Annotated in this window: 1 protein-coding gene (running past one end of the window); it reads right to left on the reverse strand. The window is 76.6% G+C overall.

What is annotated here, in order from left to right; translation table 11 throughout:
- Positions 1-21485 carry the 3' portion of a type I polyketide synthase gene (locus ACFXAE_RS25780; RefSeq protein ID WP_384718927.1) on the reverse strand. Its footprint extends 7168 nt past the window's final position, so only the last 21485 of its 28653 coding nucleotides appear in the window; its start codon lies off the right edge, out of view; its stop codon occupies positions 1-3.

Raw genomic sequence — 21485 nt, forward strand, 5'->3', positions numbered from 1 at the left:
TCAGTCCCGCTGCTCGTCGAGGTTGCCGTTGAGTGCCGCCTGCACCAGGTCGTCGACCTCCATGGCGTCGATGGACGCGTCGGACACGTCCTCGGCGCCGGTGCCCTCCGCCCGGGCCCCTGCCGCCGGTGCCTGGGCCCGCCCGGCGAGCCTCAGGAGCGGTTCCAGGACGCCGATCTCGCGCAGCCGGTCGAGGGGCACCGAGGCGAGGACGGCGCGCAGCGCGTTCTCGTCGGTGGTCTCGCCGTCCGGCGTGTCGCCGGGAAGCAGCTCGCCGAGGACGTGCTCGGCGAGGGCGGCGGGGGTGGGGTGGTCGAAGACGAGGGTGGCGGACAGGGTGAGTCCGGTGGCGGCGCCGAGCTGGTTGCGCAGCTCGACGGCGCCGAGTGAGTCGAAGCCGAGGTCGCGGAAGGCCCGGTCGGGGCCGACCAGGTCGGTTCCGGTGTGGCCGAGGACGTCGGCGGCGCGTTCCCGTACCAGGGTGAGCACGGTCTGCAGGCGCCGGTTGCCGGGCAGCCGGGCCAGCCGGTCGCGCAGTTCGGGCGCGGCCCGTTCGGCGTCGCGTCCGGCGGCGGTCGCGGTGGCGGTGGCGGTGAGGGCCGTGTGGGCGGGCATCTCCGTCAGCAGGGCGCTGGGCCGCACGGTGGTGAAGGCCCGCACGAACCGCTCGGGGTCGACGTCGGCGACGACGGCGACCGGGTCGCCGCCGGTGACGGTCTGGCGCAGCGCCAGGACCGCCAGGTCCGGGTCGAGCGGCCGGATGCCGGTGCGCCGGGCGAGGGCGGCGGCGCGGCCGTCGCCGGCCATGCCGTCGCCGCCCCAGGCGCCGTAGGCGACGGAGGTGGCGGGCAGGCCGTCGGCGCGGCGGCGTTCGGCGAGGGCGTCGAGGACCGCGTTGGCCGCCGCGTAGTTGCCCTGGCCGGGGTTGCCGACCGCGGCGGACGCGGAGGAGAACAGGGCGAAGACGTCCAGGTCGTGGCCGCGGGTCAGCTCGTCCAGGAGGAGTGCGCCGGTGACCTTGGCGTGGAAGACCGCCTCGAACCGTTCGGGGGTGAGGCTGTCGAGCACGCCGTCGTCGAGGACGCCCGCGGTGTGCACGACGCCTGTGAGGGGCGCGTGGGCGGGGATGTCCGCGAGGACGGCGGCCAGGGCGTCCCGGTCGGCGGTGTCGCAGGCGGTGAAGGTGGCCTCGGCGCCGAGTTCGGCGAGCTCGGCGCGGAGCTTGCCGGCGCCGGGCGCGTCGGGGCCGCTGCGGCTGAGGAGCACCAGGTGGCGGGCCCCGGCGCCGGCGAGGCGGCGGGCGACGTGGGCGCCGAGGGCGCCGGTGCCGCCGGTGATCAGGACCGTGCCGGTGGGCTGCCAGTCGCGGGGGGTGCCGGGCCGTACGGCGGCGAGCCGGCGGCCGAAGACGGCGGCGGGCCGGACGGCGAGCTGGTCCTCGCCCTCGGGGTCGGCGAGGACGGCCGCGAGCCGCTCCGCGGACCGCTCGTCGAGAGTGGCGGGCAGGTCGACGGTGCCGCCCCAGCGGTGCGGGTACTCCAGGGCCGCGACCCTGCCGAGGCCGTGCACGGCGGCCTGCAGCGGCGCGGGCACGCCCTCGCCGGGCGAGACGGCGACGGCGCCGCGGGTGAGGCACCACAGCGGTGCGTCGACGCGGGCGTCCCCGAGCGCCTGGAGCAGCGCGGTGGTGAGGGTGGCGCCGCGCGGGGTGCCGGGGGCCTGCGGGTCGTATCCCTCGGCGAGGGCGAGCAGCGACACCACGCCGGTGAACGGGGCCTCGCCGTCCTGGAGTTCACGCAGCCGGGCGGCGAGGTCGGCGCGGTCGGCGCCGGTCGCCTCCAAGCGGACGGCCGCGGGGCCGAGGAGGCGCAGCACCTCGGCGGTCCACGGGTCGTCGGCGCCTCCGGCGGGCAGCACGGCCAGCCAGGTGCCGGCCGGGGTGCCGGTGGCGGCGGCCCGGTTCAGGGGCCGCCAGGCGATGCGCTGGCGCCAGCCGTCCACGGTGGCCTGGTCGCCGCGCTTGCGGCGCCAGTCCCGCAGGGCGGGCAGCACCCGGGACAGGGACTCCCCGTCGACGCCCAGGTCACCGGCGAGGGCGTCGAAGTCCTCGCCCTGGACGGCCGCCCAGAACGCGGCGTCGCCGTCACCTGCGCCGGCCGCGGTGTCCGGGGTGGCGGGGGCCGCGTCGGGCCAGAACCGGCGGCGCCGGAAGGCGTACGTCGGCAGGTCGACGCGGCGGGCGCCGGTGCCGTCGAGCAGCGCGGCCCAGTCGAGGGGCTGGCCGGCGGCGTGCAGCCGGGCCACCGCGCCGATCAGGGACCGCTCCTCGTCGCGTCCGGTGCGCAGCGCCGGTACGGCGGCCGGGGCCGGCCGGTTGTCGTCGGCGAGGGCGTCGAAGGTGTCCTGCGCCAGGGAGCAGAGCACGCCGTCGGGCCCGAGTTCCAGGTAGCGGGTGGCGCCGCGGGCGGCGAGGGTGCGTACGCCGTCGCCGAACCGGACGGCGCCGCGGACGTGTTCGACCCAGTACCCGGGGTCGCACACCTGCTCCGGTGCGGCCGTCTCCCCGGTGAGGTTCGACACCAGGGGCAGCTTGGGCGAGGTGTACGACACGCTCCGGGTGACCCGTCCGAAGTCCTGCAGCATGGCGTCCATGTGCAGGGAGTGAAACGCATGGCTCACCCGCAAACGCCTAGTCTTCCGGCCGAGTGCGGTGAACTCCTCGGCGAGGGCGGTGACCGCGTCCTCGTCTCCGGAGACCACGACCGCGTCGGGGCCGTTGACGGCGGCCAGTGAGACCCGTCCGCCGATCCGTGCGGCGACCTCCTCCTCGCTCGCCCGTACGGCGATCATGGCGCCGCCGGCCGGGACGGCCTGCATCAGACGGGCGCGGGCGGCGACGACCGTGCAGGCGTCCTCCAGGGTGAAGACCCCGGCGACGTGGGCGGCGGCGATCTCGCCGACGGAGTGCCCGGCCAGCAGGTCCGGGCGGACGCCCCAGGACTCGACCAGCCGGTACAGGGCGACACCGAGGGCGAACAGCGCGGGCTGGGTGTAGCCGGTGGTGTCCAGCAGGGCCGCCTCGGGCGTGCCCTCCGGCGCGAACATCACCTCGCGCAGCGGCCGGTCGAGCTCCGGGTCGAGGCAGGCCGCGACGGCGTCCAGGGCCTCGGCGAACACCGGGTACCGCGCGTACAGTTCGCGGCCGGCGCCGGGCCGCTGGGAGCCCTGGCCGGGGAAGAGGAACGCGGTCCGGCCGCCGGGGGCGGCCCGGCCCCGCAGGACGTTCGGGACGGTCCGGTCCTCGGCGAGCGCGGTGAGCGCGTCGAGGAGTTCGGCCCGGTCGGCGGCGAGGAGCACCGCGCGGTGCTCGAACGCCGAGCGGGTGGTGCCGAGGGACAGCGCCAGGTCGGCGACCGAGGCGGCGGAGTGCGCGGTGCCCGGGTCCGCGTCGGCGGTGAGCCGGGCGCGCAGGCGGTCCGCCTGCGCGGCCAGGGCGTCCCGGGTGACGGCGGACAGGGGCACGGGCAGCGGTCCCGCGTCCGCCGGGTTCTCCGCGGCGGGGGCCGCAGCGGAGACGTCGGCCGCGGGCTGCTCCAGGACGACGTGGGCGTTGGTGCCGCTGGCGCCGAAGGAGGAGACGCCCGCGCGGCGCGGACGCCCGGTCTCGGGCCAGGCGGTCTCCTCGGTCAGCAGCCGTACGGCGTCCGGGTCCCAGGCGACGTGCGAGGACGGCGTGCCGACGTGCAGGGTCTTCGGCAGGGTGCCGTGCCGCATCGCCAGGACCATCTTGATGACGCCGGCCACACCGGAGGCCGCCTGGGTGTGACCGAGGTTGGACTTCAGCGAGCCGAGCAGCAGGGGCCGGTCACGGTCCTGGCCGTAGGTGGCGTGCAGGGCCTGCGCCTCGATCGGGTCGCCGAGCGCGGTGCCGGTGCCGTGCGCCTCGACGGCGTCGACGTCGCGGGCGGTGAGACCGGCCGCGGCCAGCGCCTTGCGGATGACCCGCTGCTGGGAGGGGCCGTTGGGCGCGGTGAGACCGTTGGAGGCACCGTCCTGGTTGATCGCGGAACCGCGCAGCACGGCCAGGACCTGGTGGCCGTTGCGGCGGGCGGCGGAGAGCCGCTCGACGACGAGCATGCCCACGCCCTCGGCCCACGCGGTGCCGTCGGCGTCGTCGGAGAAGGCCTTGCAGCGGCCGTCCGGGGACAGGGCGCCCATCTCACCGAACTCGACGAAGCCGACCGGGGTCGACATCACGGTGACACCGCCCGCGAGGGCGATGGAGCACTCGCCGTTGCGCAGTGCCTGCGCCGCGAGGTGCAGCGCGACCAGCGACGACGAGCAGGCCGTGTCGACGCTGACCGAGGGCCCCTCCAGGCCGAGGGTGTAGGACAGGCGGCCGGAGAGCAGGCTCGCCGACTGGGCGGTCTCCACGTGGCCGACCTGGCCGATGGCGGGACGGTAGTCGCCGCTGCCGCCGCCGACGAACACGCCGGTGTCACCGCCGCGCAGTCCGGCCGGGTCGATGCCGGCCCGCTCCAGTGCCTCCCAGGCGGCCTCCAGCACGATCCGCTGCTGCGGGTCGATGACGAGGGCCTCGCGCGGGGAGATGCCGAAGAAGTCGGGGTCGAAGTCGGCGACGTCGTAGAGGAATCCGCCGTGGCGGGTGACGCTGCGGCCCCGGCCGTCCCGGTCCCCGTCGAGGAGCCGGTCCAGGTCCCAGCCGCGGTCGGTGGGGAAGGCGCCGATGGCGTCGGTGCCGGCGACGGCCAGCTCCCACAGGTCCTCGGGCGATCGCACTCCGCCCGGGTAGCGACAGCTCATGCCGACGATGACGATCGGGTCGTCGGCCGCCCCGGCGTCCGTCCCGCGCGCGGCCGGGGTGGCCGGGCCGGTGTCCTCGCCGAGGAGCCCGGTCAGCAGGTGCGCGGCGAGCGCGGTGGGCGTCGGGTAGTCGAAGACCAGGGTCGCGGGCAGGGTGAGCCCGGTCGCCGTGGCGAGCTGGTTGCGCAGGTCGACGGCGGTCAGCGAGTCGAACCCGAGGTCCTTGAAGGCCTGTTCGGCGGGTACGGCGCCGGCGCCCGCGTGGCCGAGCACCGAGGCGACCTCGGTACGGACCAGGTCCAGCGCGTACGGGAGCCGGTCCCGCTCGTCCAGCTGCCGCAGCCGGGTGCGGAGCGTGTCGGCGGTGCCGGCGTCCGCGCGGTCGCCGCCGCCGGCCGCGTCCAAGGCGCGCCGTGCCTCGGGCAGTTCGGTGAACAGGAGGCCGGGCCGGGTGCGGGTGAAGGCGGGTGCGAAGCGGTCCCACAGCACGTCGGCGACGGTCACCGAGGCCGGTGCCGACGGGTCGGCGACGGCGTCGCCGACGACCGCGCCGAGCACGGTCAGGGCCCGGTGCGGGTCCATGGCGGGCAGGCCGTTGGCGCGCAGGTGGGCGGCGAGCCCGTCCGGTCCGGCGCCGGTCCAGGCGCCCCAGGAGACGGCGACCGCGGTACGGCCGTCCGCCCGGCGTTCCTGGATGACGGCGTCCAGGTAGGCGCCCGCGGCGGCGCCGGCTCCCTGACCGCTGACGCCCCAGACCCCGGAGATGGAGCCGAACACGACGAACGCGTCCAGGCTCCGGTCCCCGGTGGCCGCGTCCAGCGCGTCGAGGTCCCGGCGTACGGCGGCGAGGAGGGCGTCCGCGCCGGGCGCGCCGGCGCCTTCGGCGGGGGCGCCGGCGTCGCCGGTGTGGATGACGGCGGTGAGCGGGCGGCCGTCGGGCAGGGCGTCCACCGCGTCGGTGAGGGCGGAGGGGTCCGCCGGGTCGTGCACGACCGCCGTGAACTCGGTTTCCAGCTCCGCGAGTTCGGCACGCAGCGCGTCGAGCGCGCCGGCGTCGGCGGCACCGCGGACGGCCAGCAGCACGCCGGTGGCGCCGTTCCCGGCCAGCCAGCGGGCGACGTGGCCGGCGAAGCCCTCGGGGCCGCCGGTGACCAGCACGGTGCCGGTGGGGCGCCACGGGGCGTCCGGGCGCTGTGCCGCCGCCCGGACCAGCCGCCGGCCGTAGGCGCCGGAGGCGCGCAGCGCGACCTGGTCCTCGGCGTCCGGACCGGTCGCGGTCAGGACGGCCCGCAGGCGCTCGGCGGTGCGGGCGTCGGCCACGTGGTCGACGTCGACGAGCCCGCCCCAGCGGTCGGGGCGCTCCAGGGCGGTGACCCGGCCGAGTCCCCACACCGCCGCCTGCACGGGGTCCGCTCCGGCGTCGGAACGGCCCACGGAGACGGCACCCCGGGTGACGGCCCACAGGCGTCCGGCGATCCCGGCGCCGTCCAGGGCGTCCAGCAGGGCGTCGGGCCAGGCGGCACCGGACGGCAGGGCACGGCCACCGTGGTCCGCCACGGCGGCGAACAGGGAGAGCACACCGGCGTACTCGGTGCCGTCGGAGGCCTCCGCCAGCCGTGCGGCGAGGGCGGCGTCGTCCGGAGCGCAGACCACGCGCACCACGTCCGCGCCGAGGGCACCGGCGACGGCCTCGGCCCACGGGTCACCGTCGAGCACGGTGGGGATCAGTACGAGCCAGGGACCTTCGGCGGCCGGGGACTTGACGGCGGTGGCCGCCAGCGGACGCCAGGTCACCCGGTAACGCCAACCGTCCACCAGAGACCGTTCGTTGAGCCCGCGGCGCCACGAGGAGAGCGCGGGCAGCACGTCCGACAGGACCGTGTCGTCCAGGTCGAGCGTGGCGGACAGCTCCTGGAGGTCCTCCCGTTCCACGGCGGCCCAGAAGGCGGCGTCCACCGGGTCCTGCCCGGCTCCCGCGCCGGGCGCGACGGCCGGCTCGGGCCAGTAGTGCTCGCGCTGGAAGGCGTAGGTGGGCAGTTCGGTACGGCGGGCGCCGGTCCCGTGGAACCAGGTGTCCCAGTCGATGTCCACGCCGGTGACGTGGAGCCGGGCCAGCGCGGTGAGCAGCGCGGTCTCCTCTGGGCGGTCCTTGCGCAGCACCGGCACGGACACCATGTCGGCGGCGCCGTCCAGCACCCGCGCGGCCATCCCGGTCAGGACACCGTCCGGTCCCAGCTCCAGGAACGCGTTCACACCGGCACCGGCCAGCGCACCCACACCGTCGGCGAAACGCACCGTGTCACGGACGTGACGCACCCAGTACTCCGCCGAACACAGCATCTCCCGGTCCGCGACCTCACCGGTCACGTTCGAGACGACCGGGATGACCGGCTCGGTGTAGGTGAGGCTCTCGGCGACCCGGCGGAACTCCGCCATCATCGGCTCCATCAGCGGCGAGTGGAAGGCGTGACTCACCGACAGGCGCTGCGTCTTGCGGCCCTTTTCGGCGAACTCCTCCGCGAGCGCGAGGACCTCCGCCTCCACGCCCGCGATCACCACCGCGTCCGGTCCGTTGACCGCCGCGAGGGCGACGCCCTCCGTCAGCCTCGGGACGATCTCCTCCTCGGTCGCCTGCACGGCCACCATCGCCCCACCGAACGGGAGTTCCTGCATCAGCCGGGCGCGGGCCGCGACCAGCGTGCACGCGTCCTCCAGCGACAGCACCCCGGCCACGTGCGCGGCCGCGATCTCACCCACGGAGTGACCGGCCACGAACTCCGGCCGCACACCCCACGACTCGACCAGCCGGTACAGCGCCACCTCGACCGCGAACAGCGCGGGCTGCGTGAACCCGGTCGTGTCGAGAAGCTCCGCCTCCGGTGAACCCGCCTCCGCGAACAGCACCTCCCGCAACGGACGCTCCAACTCCGCGTCCAGCCGCGCCAGTACGGCGTCCAGCGCCTCGGCGAACACCGGGAACCGGGCGTACAGCTCACGCCCCATCCCGGCCCGCTGCGAACCCTGCCCCGAGAACAGCACCGCCAACGACCGCTCCACCGCACGACCACGCGCCACCTCGACCGGCTGATCGCCCTCCGCGCCGGCGAGCAGCACCGTCCGGTGCTCGAACGCGGTGCGGCCGACGGCCAGGGTGTAGGCGGTGTCGAGGGCCGGGACGTCCGGGTGGGCGGTGGTGAACGACACCAGTCGTTCGGTCTGGTCCGTGAGGGCCTCGGTGGTGCGGGCGGACACGAGCCAGGGCACCTCGGCGGGCGGCACGGGAGCCGCGTCGTCGTGGGACCCGGTGTCCGCCGGGGCCTGCTCCAGCAGGACGTGGGCGTTGGTGCCGCTGACGCCGAAGGCGGAGACGCCGGCGCGGCGGGGCCGGCCGGTCTCCGGCCAGGCGCGGCGCTCGCGGAGCAGGGAGACCGTGCCGTCGGACCAGTCGACGTGGGTCGACGGGGTGTCGATGTGCAGGGTCCGGGGCAGTTCGCCGTGGCGCAGGGCGAGCACGGTCTTGATGACGCCGGCGACACCGGCGGCGGCCTGGGTGTGGCCCAGGTTGGACTTGACCGTGCCGAGCAGCAGCGGGTGCTCCGGGGCGCGGTCGGTGCCGTAGGCGGCGATGAGGGCGTGCGCCTCGATGGGGTCGCCCAGGGTGGTGCCGGTGCCGTGCGCCTCGACCACGTCCACGTCGGCCGGGGCGAGGCGGGCGTCGGCGAGGGCGGCGCGGATGACGCGCTGCTGGGCGCGGCCGTTGGGGGCGGTGAGGCCGTTGGAGGCGCCGTCCTGGTTGACGGCCGCGCCGCGGACGACGGCGAGCACGGGGTGCCCGTTGCGGCGGGCGTCGGAGAGCCGTTCCAGGACCAGGACGCCGGCGCCCTCGGACCAGGCGGTGCCGTCGGCGGAGTCGGCGAAGGCCTTGCAGCGGCCGTCGCCGGCGAGGCCGCCCTGGGCGGTGAACTCCACGAAGGCGTCGGGGCTGGACATCACCGAGACGCCGCCGGCCAGGACCAGGGAGCACTCGCCGGAGCGCAGTGCCGTGGCGGCCATGTGCAGGGCGACGAGCGCCGAGGAGCAGGCGGTGTCGACGGTGACGGCGGGGCCCTCCAGGCCGAGGGTGTAGGACAGCCTGCCGGACATGACGCTGGCGGTGGTGCCGGTGGCGGCGTGGCCCCGCACGTCGGTGGTGCCGCGGCGCAGCATGGTGGCGTAGTCCTGGCCGTTGGTGCCGACGAAGACGCCGGTGGCACTCCCGCGCAGGCCCGCCGGGTCGATGCCGGCGCGCTCCAGGGCCTCCCAGGAGGTCTCCAGGAGGAGCCGCTGCTGCGGGTCCATGGCGAGGGCCTCGCGCGGGGAGATCCCGAAGAAGCCGGCGTCGAAGAGGCCGGCGCCGTCGAGGAATCCGCCCTCCAGGGTGGCGGAGCCGCCGCGGGCGAGGGTGTCGAGGTCCCAGCCGCGGTCGGCGGGGAAGCCGGTGATGGCGTCACGGCCGTCGTACAGCAGGTCCCACAGGTCGTCGGGTGAGTCGACGCCGCCGGGGAAGCGGCAGCCCATGCCGACGATGACCACGGGGTCGTCGTCGCTCGCGCGGCCGGCGGTGTCCGCGCCGGCGCGGCCGTCGGCCGGCTCGGGCAGGGTGCCGAGCAGTTCGGTGAGGAGGTGGGCGGCCAGGTCGCGGGTGGTGGGGTGGTCGTAGACGAGGGTGGCGGGCAGCCTCAGGCCGGTGGTGGCGTTGAGGGTGTTGCGCAGTTCGACGGTGGTCAGCGAGTCGAAGCCGAGGTCGGTGAAGGCCTGGTCGGGTTCGACGGCGGCCGGGTCGGGGTGGCCGAGGACGCCGGCGACCTGGGCGCGCACGAACTCCAGGACGTACCGCTGCCGGGCGGGTCCGGTGAGCGCGGCGAGTTCCCGGCCGAGCGCCGGAGATGCGGTCGTGGCCGCGGTCGTGGAGTCGGCGGTGGTGGCGCGCAGTTCGGGCAGGTCGCGGACGAGGGGGCGGTTGACGGCGAAGACCGCCGCGTACCGCTGCCAGTCGATGTCGGCGACGGTGAGCGCGGTGTCGCCGTGCTCGACGGCGGTGTCGAGGGCGGCGAGCGCGTCCTCGGCGCTCATCGGGGTGAAGCCGCCGCGGCGGACGCGGTCCTCCACTCCGGTGCCGTCGCCGGCCATGCCGGTGCCGGCCCAGGGGCCCCAGGCGACGGAGGTGGCGGGCAGGCCGGCGGCGCGGCGGTGTTCGGCGAGGGCGTCCAGGTAGGCGTTGGCGGCCGCGTAGTTGCCCTGGCCGGCGGCGCCGAGGCTGCCGGCGGTGGAGGAGAACAGCACGAAGTCGGTGAGACCGCTGTCGCGGGTCAGTTCGTGCAGGTGGGCGGCGGAGTGGGCCTTGGCCCGCAGGACGGTGTCGAACCGCTCGGGGGTGAGGGTGTCGAGCACGCCGTCGTCGAGCACGCCGGCGGTGTGGACCACCGCGGTGAGGGGGTGCTCGGCGGGGACGGCCGCGAGGACGGCGGCGAGGGCGTCGCGGTCGGCGGTGTCGCAGGCGGCCACGGTCACCTCCGCGCCCCGTTCGCGCAGCTCGGCCGCGAGTACGTCGGCGCCGGGCGCGTCCGGGCCGCGGCGGCTGACCAGCAGCAGGTGCGGGGTGCCGCGTTCGGCGAGACGGCGGGCGACGTGGGCGCCGAGGGCGCCGGTGCCGCCGGTGATCAGGGCGGTGCCCTCGGGGGCGAACCGCCGGGGGGCGGGGCCGTCGGGCGCGGGGTGGTGGGCCAGGCGGCGGGCGTAGGTGGCGGAGGCGCGGACGGCGAGGTCGCTCTCCTCGCCGGGTTCGGCGAGGAGGTGGGCCAGGCGGCGTACGGCCTGGGTGTCGAGGTGTTCGGGGAGGTCGACGACGCCGAAGCGGCGCTCGGGGTGTTCCAGGGCGGCGACCCGGACGAGGCCGCGCGCGGCGGCCTGCCCCGGGTGGGCGAGGCGGTCGGCGCGGCCGGTGGTGACGGCCCGGCGGGTGAGGATCCACAGCGGGGCGTGGATCCCCGCGTCCCCGAGGGCCTGTACGGCGGTGGCCGTGGGCAGCACGCCGCCGAGGCCGGCGGGGTCGTCGGCGTCGGGGCCGTCCGCGCCGAGGGCGAGCAGGGACAGGACGCCGGTGAAGCCGCCGTCGGGCGCCGGCAGTTCCCGCAGGAGGCCGGCGAGGCCCGTGCGGTCCCGGCCGTCGGTGGTCACACGTACGGCCTGCAGGCCGAGGGTGTCCGGCAGTCCGGCCGCGTCGGTGCCGGGGCCGCCGGCCGGGAGCAGGACGAGCCAGGTGCCGGCCGGCCGCGCGGTGGGGGCGCCGTCCAGCGGCTTCCACACGACGCGGTGGCGGCGGGTGTCGGCGGCGGCCCGCTCGGTGCGGCGGCGCCGCCACGCGGACAGGGCGGGCACGAGCGCGGCGAGGGTGTCGTCGTCGAGGCCGAGGTCGGCGCCGAGGGCGGGCAGGTCGGCGCGCTCGACGGCGGACCAGAACGCGGCGTCCGCGCCGTCGGCCGGACCGGCCGCGGTCGCCGGGGCGGGTCCGTAGGTGGTGTCGGGCCAGTAGCGGCTGTGCTGGAAGGCGTAGGTGGGCAGGTCGACGCGGCGGGCGCCGGTGCCGCGCAGGACGCCGGACCAGTCGACGCGGGCGCCGTGGACGTGGAGGCGGGCCAGGGCGGCGGTGAGCGCGGTGGCCTCGTCGCGGTCGCGGCGCAGCGCGGGCACCGTGATCACCTCGGCGTGCGCCGACGTGCCGGTGTCCTCGGCGGCGTCGAGGACGTCGCGGGCGGCGGCGGACAGGGTGCCGTCGGGGCCGATCTCCAGGAAGGAGGTGTGGCCCTGCCGGGCGAGGGCGCGCACCGCGTCGGCGAAGCGGACGGTGGCGCGGACCTGCCGCACCCAGTAGTCGGGGGTGCGCAGCGCGTCGGTGTCGGCGGGTTCGCCGGTGACGGTGGACACCAGCGGGACGGACGGCAGGTGGTAGGTGAGGCCGCGGGCGACCCGGGCGAAGTCGTCGAGCATGGCGTCCATGCGCGGCGAGTGGAAGGCGTGGCTGACCCGCAGGGCGCGGGTCCTGCGGCCGTCCTCGGCGAGCCGGGCGGCGATCCGGGTGACGGCGTCCTCGTCGCCGGACAGGACGACGGAGCGGGGGCCGTTGACGGCGGCGAGGGAGACCCGGTCCTCCAGGCCGTCCAGCAGCGGCAGCACCTCGTCCTCGGCGGCCTGTACGGCGACCATGGCGCCGCCGGCCGGCAGGGCGGCCATCAGGCGGCCCCGGGCGGCGACGAGGGTGCAGGCGTCGTCCAGGGAGAGGACGCCCGCGACGTGGGCGGCGGCGAGTTCGCCGACGGAGTGGCCGGCGACGCCGTCGGGGACGGTGCCCCAGGACTCGACGAGCCGGTAGAGGGCCACCTCGAGGGCGAAGAGGGCGGGCTGGGTGTAGGCGGTGTCGTGCAGGAGGGCCGCGTTCGCGGTGCCCTCGTCGGCGAACAGCACGTCCCGCAGCGGGTGTTCGAGTTCCCGGTCGAAGCGGGTGAGGACGTCGTCCAGGGCGTCCGCGAAGACCGGGTGGCGGCCGTACAGTTCGCGGCCCATGGCGGCGCGCTGGCTGCCCTGCCCGGTGAACAGGAAGGCCATGCGGCCCCGGGTGGGGGCGCCGGTGACGAGGGCGCCGTCGGGGGTGCCGTCGCGCAGGGCGGCCAGGGCGCGCAGGACCCCGTCGCGGTCGCCGGCCAGGACGGCGGCGCGGTGTTCCAGGGTGCCGCGGGTGGTGGCCAGGGAGTGGGCCACGTCGAGCAGCGGGACGTCCGGGTGGTCCTCGGTGTGTTCGAGGAGCCGGCCGGCCTGGGCGCGCAGGGCGGGGGCGGTGCGGGCGGACAGGACCAGTGGCACGCCGGCCGGCAGGGTGCCGGGGTCCGCGGCGGGCGCGGTCCGCGCCTCGTCGGCGTCGGGGGTCTCGGGGGCCTGTTCGACGACGGTGTGGACGTTGGTGCCGCTGAGGCCGAAGGAGGAGACGGCGGCGCGGCGGGGCCGGCCGGTCTCGGGCCAGGGCACGGTGTCGGTGGCCAGGTCGATGGCGCCGGAGTCCCAGTCGACGTGGCTGGAGGGGGTGTCCACGTGCAGGGTGGGCGGCACGGTGCCGTGGCGCATCGCCATGACCATCTTCATGACGCCGGCGATGCCGGACGCCATCTGGGTGTGGCCGATGTTGGACTTCACCGAGCCGAGCAGCAGCGGCCGGTCGGCGGGCCGTCCCTGGCCGTAGGTGGCGAGCAGGGCCTGCGCCTCGATCGGGTCGCCGAGCGCGGTGCCGGTGCCGTGGCCCTCGACCACGTCGACGTCGGCCGGGGTGAGGTTCGCGTTGCTGAGGGCCTGGCGGATCACCCGGGCCTGGGAGGGGCCGTTGGGGGCGGTAAGGCCGTTGGAGGCGCCGTCCTGGTTGACGGCGGAGCCGCGGATCACGGCGAGCACGGGGTGGCCGTTGCGGCGGGCGTCGGAGAGCCGTTCGACCAGGACGAGGCCGACGCCCTCGGCGAGGCTCATGCCGTCGGCGCCCTCGGCGTACGCCTTGCAGCGGCCGTCGGGGGCCATGGCGCGCTGGCGGCTGAAGCCGGTGAAGGCGCTGGGGGTGGCCATGACGCTGACGCCGCCGGCGAGGGCGAGGGTGCTCTCGCCGTTGCGCAGCGACTGGCAGGCCAGGTGCAGCGCGACGAGCGAGGAGGAGCAGGCGGTGTCCAGGGTGACGGCCGGGCCCTCCAGGCCGAAGGTGTAGGCGAGGCGGCCGGACAGGACGCTGGAGATGGTGCCGGTGATGAGGTGGCCCTCGGCGCCCTCGGTCGAGGCGCCGCCCGCCGTGTAGTCCTGGTAGCTGGCGCCGATGAAGGTGCCGGTGAGGCTGCCTCGGAGGGTGGCGGGGTCGATGCCGGCGCGTTCCAGGACCTCCCAGCCGGTCTCCAGCAGGAGCCGCTGCTGCGGGTCCATGGCGAGGGCCTCGCGCGGGGAGATGCCGAAGAAGGCGGCGTCGAAGTCGGCGACGTCGTGGAGGAAGCCGCCCTGGGTGGAGTAGGTGGTGCCGGGCTTGTCGGGGTCGGGGTCGTAGAGGGCGTCGGCGTCCCAGCCGCGGTCGGCGGGGAAACCGGTGATGGCGTCGCCGCCGGCCGCGACGAGGTCCCACAGGGCCTCGGGGCTGGTGATGCCGCCGGGGTAGCGGCAGCTCATGGCGACGACGGCGATGGGCTCGTCGTCGACGGCGGCGGTGGTGCGCACCGGTCCGCCGTCCTCGGTGCCGGGGCCGCCGACGAGGCCGCGCAGGTGCGCGACGAGGGTGAGCGGGTCCGGGTAGTCGAACACGAGGGTGCTCGGCAGGGTGAGGCCGGTGACGGCGGCGAGCCGGTTGCGCAGGTCGACGGCGGTGAGCGAGTCGAAGCCGACGTCGCGGAAGGCGCGGCGTTCGGACAGCACCTCCGGGGAGGCGTGGCCGAGGACGGTGGCAGCCTCGGAGCGGACCAGGTCCAGCAGGAGGCGGTCCTGTTCGCCGGCGGGCAGGGCGCGCAGTCGGCCGGCGAACTCGCCGCCGTCGGCGGCGCGGGTTTGGGACTCCTCGGTCAGCCGCCGTACGTCGGGGACGTCCTCGAAGAGGTCGGTGGGCCGCGAGGAGGTGAACACCGGGTGGTAGCGGTCCCAGTCGACGTCGGCGACGGCGAGGACGCCCTCGTCGGCGTCGAGGGCCCCCCGGAGTCCGGCGAGGGCCAGCTCGGGGTTCATGAAGACCAGTCCGCTGCGGCGGATCTGGCCGGGGTCGACGCGGCCGAGCTTCATGTCGTCGGCCCAGATGCCCCACGAGATCGCGGTGGCGCGGGCGCCGCGGGCGCGGCGGTGCTCGGCGAGCGCGTTGAGGTGGGCGTTGGCGGCGACGTACGCGGCGTGCCGGCCGCTGCCCCACATGCCGGCGGTGGAGGAGTACAGGACGAACGCGTCGAGCTGGTCGTCGTCGAGGAGTTCGTCGAGGTGGGCGGCGCCGGCGGTCTTGGCGTGCACGACCTTGGCGAAGGCGTCCAGGCCGGTCTCGTCGATCGACTGGAGTTCGATGACGGCGGCGGTGTGGAAGACGCTGCGGACGGTGCGGCCCTCGGCGGCGAGCCGGTCCAGGAGCGCGGCGACGGCGTCCCGGTCGGTGACGTCGCAGGCGGCGACGGTGGCGGTGCAGCCGCGTCCGGCGAGATCGGCGACGAGTTCGGCGGCGCCGGGGGCGCTGTCGCCGCGGCGGCTGGTGAGGACCAGGTCGCGGGCGCCCTGGTCGGCGAGCCAGCGGGCCAGGTGGGGGCCGAGGGTGCCGGTGCCGCCGGTGACCAGGACGGTGCCGCGCGGGCTCCAGCCGGGGCCGCCGGCGGGGGCGGGCGCCGGGGCGACGCGGCGGGCGAGGACGCCGGAGGCGCGGACGGCGAGCTGGTCCTCGCCGGTGCTGCCGGTGAGGACGGCGGCGAGCCGCTGGGCGGCGCGGTGGTCGAGGGTTTCGGGCAGGTCGACGGTGCCGCCCCAGCGCTGCGGGTGTTCCAGCGCGGCGGTCCAGCCGAGGCCGTGCACCATGGCCTGCGTGGGCCGGGTGAGCCGGTCGGCGCGGCCGGTGGAGACGGCGCCGCGGGTCAGCGCCCACAGGGGCGCGTCGACGCCGGCGTCGCCGAGGGCCTGGATCAGGGTGACGGAGAGCGCGAGCCCGGCGGGCAGCACGGGGTGGAGGGTGCCGGTGTCCTCGGCGGCGGCCAGCAGCGACACCACACCGGTGGGTTCGGGCAGGTCGCGCAGGCGGGCGGCGAGGTGGCCGCGGTCGGTGTCGGCGGCGTCGAGGCGCAGCGGCACCGGGTCGGCGCCGTGCGCGGTGAGCGCCTCCCGTACGGCGGCGGTGTGTTCGGGGTCGGTGCCGTCGGCGGTGACCAGCAGCCAGGTGCCGGTGAGGGCGGCGTCGGGCAGGGCGCCGAGCGGCTTCCAGCCGGCGCGGTAGCGCCAGGAGCCGACGGTGGAGCGGTCGCGGCGCTGCCGTCGCCAGGTGGACAGGGCGGGCAGGACGGGGGCGAGGGCGTCGCGGTCCAGGTGCAGGCGGGTGGCGAGGGAGTCGACGTCCTCCTGCTCGACCTCGGTCCAGAACTCTGCGTCGGCGCCGTCGCCGTCGCCCGCGGCGCGCGGCGGCGCGGCCTCGGTCCACAGGTGCTCGCGCTGGAAGGCGTAGGTGGGCAGGGATGTCCTGCGGGCGCCGCAGCCGGCGTAGACGGCGGTCCAGTCGGCGCGGCCGCCGCGGACCCACTGCTCGGCGAGGGAGGTCAGGAAGCGGCCGGTGCCGCCCTGTTCGCGGCGCAGGGTGCCGGTGACTGCAACGTGGTCGCCGCTCTCCTCGGCGGTGGCCTGCACCGCCATGGTGAGCACGGGGTGCGGGCTGATCTCGACGAACACGGTGTGTCCGGCGCCGAGGAGGGCGCGTACGGCGTCCTCGAAGCGGACGGTCTGCCGCAGGTTGCGGTACCAGTAGGCGGCGTCCGTGGCGGCGGCGTCGAGGATTTCTCCGGTGACGGTGGAGTGGAACGGCACCCGTGCCTGATGAGGCGTCACGGGGGCGAGGAGTTCCAGGAGTTCGTCGTGGATGCGCTCGACCTGCGAGGAGTGGGAGGCGTAGTCCACGGCGACGCGGCGGGCGCGTACGTCCCGGGCGGTGAACTCGGCGTGCAGGGCGTCGAGCGCGTCGGGGGTGCCGGCGAGGACCACGGAGCGTGGCCCGTTGACGGCGGCGACGGACACGGCGCCGTCGTGGGCGGCCAGGTACTCCTCGGCCTCGGCGGCGGGCAGTTGGACGGACATCATGCCGCCGGCGCCGGCCAGGACGCGGCCGATGGCCTGGCTGCGCAGGGCGACGACGCGGGCGCCGTCCTCCAGGGACAGGGCGCCGGAGACGACGGCGGCGGCGATCTCGCCCTGGGAGTGGCCGACGACGGCGTCCGGGGTGACGCCGTGGGCGCGCCACAGCTCGGCCAGGGACACCATCACGGCCCAGGTGGCGGGCTGGACGACGTCGACGCGGTCGAAGTCGGGCGCGCCGTCGGCGCCGCGGACGACGTCGGTCAGGGACCAGTCGGTGAACGGGGCGAGCGCGGCGGCGCACTCGTGCAGCCGCTCGGCGAACACGGGTGAGGTGTCGAGGAGTTCGGCGCCCATGCCGGCCCACTGGGAGCCCTGCCCGGGGAAGACGAACACGGTGCGGCCGTCGGTGTCGGCGGTGCCGCTCACCACCTGGGCGGTGGACTCGCCGTCGGCGAACGCGGTGAGCGCGCCGGTGAGTTCACCGGTGGTGGTGCCGAGGGCGACGGCGCGGTGCTCCAGTACGGAGCGGGCGGTGATCAGGGTGTGGCCGACGTCGGCGGGGTGCGGCTCGGCGGCGGTGACGTGCGCGGCGAGGTTGCGGGCCTGACCGCGCAGCGCGGCCGGGGCGGCGGCGGACAGGATCCAGGGCAGGGTGCCGCCGGCCGGAAGCGTGGGCTCGGCGGCCTCGGCGGGTTCCGGGGCGGCGGGCGCCTGTTCCAGGATGGCGTGCGCGTTGGTGCCGCTGATGCCGAAGGAGGAGACGGCGCAGCGCAGCGGGGCGTCGTCCTTGCGCCAGTCGGTGGTCTCGGTGACGAGGCGGACGGCGCCGGACTCCCAGTCGACGTGGCTGGAGGGGCGGTCGGCGTGCAGGGTGCGCGGCAGGGTGCCGTGCCGCATCGCCATGACCATCTTGATGATGCCGGCGACACCGGCCGCCGACTGGGTGTGGCCGATGTTGGACTTCACCGAGCCGAGCAGCAGGGGGCGTTCGGGGTCGCGGTCCTGGCCGTAGGTGGTGAGCAGGGCCTGCGCCTCGATGGGGTCGCCGAGCGCGGTGCCGGTGCCGTGTGCCTCGACCACGTCGATGTCGTCGGCGGCGAGCCCGGCGGCGTTCAGGGCCTGGCGGATGACGCGGACCTGGGAGGGGCCGTTGGGGGCGGTGAGGCCGTTGGAGGCGCCGTCCTGGTTGATGGCGGAGCCGCGGACGACGGCGAGGATGTCGTGGCCGTTGCGGCGGGCGTCGGAGAGGCGTTCCAGGACGAGGACGCCGATGCCCTCGGCGAGGGTCATGCCGTCGGCGTCGTCGGAGAACGCCTTGCAGCGTCCGTCGCGGGCCAGCGCCCGCTGCCGGCTGAACGCGATGAACGACATCGGGTTGGTCATGACGGTGGCGCCGCCCGCGAGGGCGAGGCTGCTCTCGCCGTTGCGCAGCGACTGGCAGGCCAGGTGCAGCGCGACCAGGGAGGAGGAGCAGGCGGTGTCGACGGTGACCGCCGGGCCCTCCAGGCCGAAGGTGTAGGCGAGGCGGCCGGACAGGACGCTGGGGCTGGAGCCGGTGACGGCGTGCCCGGCGGAGCCGTCGTCCATGGCGACGCCGTAGTCCTGGTAGGTGGAGCCGATGAAGGTGCCGGTGGGCGTGGAGTGCACGGCGGCGGGGTCGATCCCGGCGTGCTCGAACGCCTCCCAGGTGGTCTCCAGGAGCAGCCGCTGCTGCGGGTCCATGGTGACGGCCTCGCGTGGCGAGATGCCGAAGAAGCCGGGGTCGAACTCGCCCGCGTCGTGCAGGAAGCCGCCGAGGGTGGAGTAGGTGGTGCCGGGGTTGTCGGGGTCGGGGTCGTAGAGGGCGTCGGCGTCCCAGCCGCGGTTGGCGGGGAATTCGGAGATGGTGTCGGTGCCGTCGGCGACGAGCCGCCAGAACGCGTCGGCGGAGCGGGCGCCGCCGGGGAAGCGGCAGCTCATGCCGATGATGGCGATGGGCTCGTCGGTGACGGCCGGGCCGATGACGGCGGGCGACGCGCTGTCGCCGGTGCCGAGGAGTTCGTCCCGGAGGTGGCGGGCGAGGGCGGCCGGGCTGGGGTGGTCGAAGACCAGGGTGGTGGGCAGGGCGAGGCCGGTGAGCGCGGCGAGGCGCTTGCGCAGTTCCACGGCGGTCAGCGAGTCGAAGCCCGCGTCGCGGAAGGCGCGCTTGGCGGGGACGCCGTCGGCGGAGGTGTGGCCGAGGACGACGGCGGCCTCGGAGCGCACCAGGTCCAGGAGCAGCCGCTGCTGCTCGTCGCCGGTCAGCCCGCGCAGCCGTCCGGCCAGTTCGGAGACGGCGGCGGTGGCGTCCGCCGGGGCGGCCAGCGCGCGGACGGTGTCGATCTCGTCGAACAGGCGGCTGGCGCGTACGGCGGTGAAGACCGGGTGGTACTGCTCCCAGTCGACGTCGGCGACGGTGACCGCGGTGTCCCGCTGGACGAGGGCGCGGCGCAGTTCCGTGACGGCGGTGGCGGGGGCCAGCAGGCGCAGTCCGCTGCGTTCCAGGGTGTCGGAGACGGAGTGGTGTGCGTGGGCCATGCCGATCTCGGCCCACGGGCCCCAGGCGACGGCGGTGGCGGCCAGGCCGCGGGCGCGCCGGTGCTCGGCGAGGGCGTCGAGGTAGGCGTTGGCGGCGGCGTAGGCGCTCTGTCCGGCGCTGCCCCACACTCCGGCGACGGACGAGTACAGCAGGAAGAAGTCCAGGTCGTGGCCGTCGAGCAGGGCGTCGAGGTGGGCGGCGCCGAGGGTCTTGGCGGCCATCGCGGCGGCCGTGTCGGCCAGCGGGGTGGCAGACAGGGGGGCGGCCTGGCCGACGCCGGCGGCGTGCACCACACCGGTGAGCGGGGCGTCGTCGGGGACGGCGGCGAGGACGGCGGCGAGGGCGTCGCGGTCGGCGCTGTCGCAGGCGGCGAGGGTGACGCGGGCGCCCGACTCCTCAAGTTCGGCGGCGAGTTCGGCGGCGCCCGGCGCGTCGGGGCCGCGCCGGCTGGTGAGGATCAGGTGGGCGGCGCCGGCGCGGGCCAGCAGACGGGCGGTCTCGGCGCCGAGTCCGCCGGTGCCGCCGGTGACGAGGACGGTGCCGGAGACGGTGAGGGCGTCCTCGCGGGGCAGGTCGGCGCCGGGGTGGCGGACGACGCGGCGGGCGAGTACGCCGGAGGCCCGGACGGCGACCTGGTCGTCGCCGTCGCGGGCGGCGAGCACGCCGGCCAGGCGCTGCGCGGCGGGCGCGTCGAGGACGGCCGGCAGGTCGACGAGGCCGCCCGGCTGCTCGGGGCGTTCCAGGGCGGTGACCCGGCCCAGGCCCCAGTGGGCGGCGCGGGCGGGGTGGGTGAGCGGGTCGCCGGTGCCGGTGGAGACGGCGCCGCGGGTGACCGTCCACAGCGGGGCGGTGGTGCCGGTGTCGCCGCAGGCCTGGGCGAGGACGACGCCGAGGGCGAAGCCGGGCGGGAGACCGCCGGTGGCGGTGTCCCCCGGGGTCGTGCCGGTGGGGTGGGGGCCGTCGGCGAGCGGCAGCAGGTTCAGGACGCCGGCGGCGTCGGTGGCCCCGGCGGCGCGCAGGGCGTCGGCGAGCCGCTCGCGGTCGAGGTGGGAGGCGTCGAGTTCGAGGCGCCGGAGCAGGGCGCCGTGGCCGCGCAGCGCGTCGAGGACCTCGTCGGCCTCGTCGCCGGCGGTGGTGACGGCCAGCCAGGTGCCGTCCAGGACGGGGGCGCCGGTGGTGGTGGCGGGCCGCCAGGCGACCTGGTAGCGGGCGGCGTCCAGGACGGACTTCTCCTGGCGGGCGCGCCGCCAGGACGACAGCGAGGGCAGCAGCGCGTACAGGGAGGCGTGCTCCTCGTCGCGCAGGCCGAGCAGTCCGGCGAGCCCGGCGGCGTCGCCGCGTTCGACGGCGGTCCACAGGGCGGCGTCGGCGGGGTCCGGGGCGGCTCGGCGGGTGCCGGGGGCGGTGGTGTCCGGCCAGTACGTCTCGTGCTGGAAGGCGTAGGTGGGCAGTTCGACGGTGGTGGCGCCGGTGTGCAGGGCGGACCAGTCCACGCGGACCCCGCGCACGTGCAGGCGGGCGAGGGCGGTGAGGGCGCTGACGTCCTCGGGGCGGTCGGTGCGCAGCAGCGGCACGGCGTCGGTGCCGGCGTCGTCGCCGAGGGTGTCCTCGGCGAGGGCGGCCAGGGAGCCGCCGGGGCCGAGTTCGAGGAAGGTGGCGGCGCCCGCCTCGTGGGCGGCGCGCACGGCGTCGGCGAAGCGGACGGTGCCACGGACGTGGCGCACCCAGTAGTCGGCGGTGCGCAGGTCGTCGCCGGTGGCGGGGCGGCCGGTGAGGTCGGAGACGACCGGCACGGCCGGCTCGTGGTAGGTCAGGCCCTCGGCGACCCGGCGGTAGGCGTCGAGCATGGCGTCCATGCGCGGCGAGTGGAAGGCGTGGCTGACCCGCAGCCGGCGGGTGGTGCGGCCCTGACCGGCGAAGTGGGCGGCGACGCGCTCGGCGGCGTCCTCGTCCCCGGCGACCACGACGGAGCCGGGGCTGTTGACGGCGGCCAGACAGACCTGGTCCGCCAGGCCGTCCAGCAGCGGCAGCACCTCGTCCTCGGTGGCCTGTACGGAGTACATGGCGCCGCCCTCGGGCAGCGCCTGCATGAGCCGGGCGCGCGCGGCGACCAAAACGCAGGCGTCGTCCAGGGAGAGGACGCCCGCGGCGTGGGCGGCGGTGATGCCGCCGATGGAGTGGCCGAGGAGCACGCCGGGGCGCACGCCCCAGGAGCGGACCAGGTGGTACAGGGCGGTTTCGAGGGCGAACAGGG

The sequence above is a fragment of the Streptomyces sp. NPDC059454 genome (assembly GCF_042749965.1).
Taxonomy (GTDB): domain Bacteria; phylum Actinomycetota; class Actinomycetes; order Streptomycetales; family Streptomycetaceae; genus Streptomyces.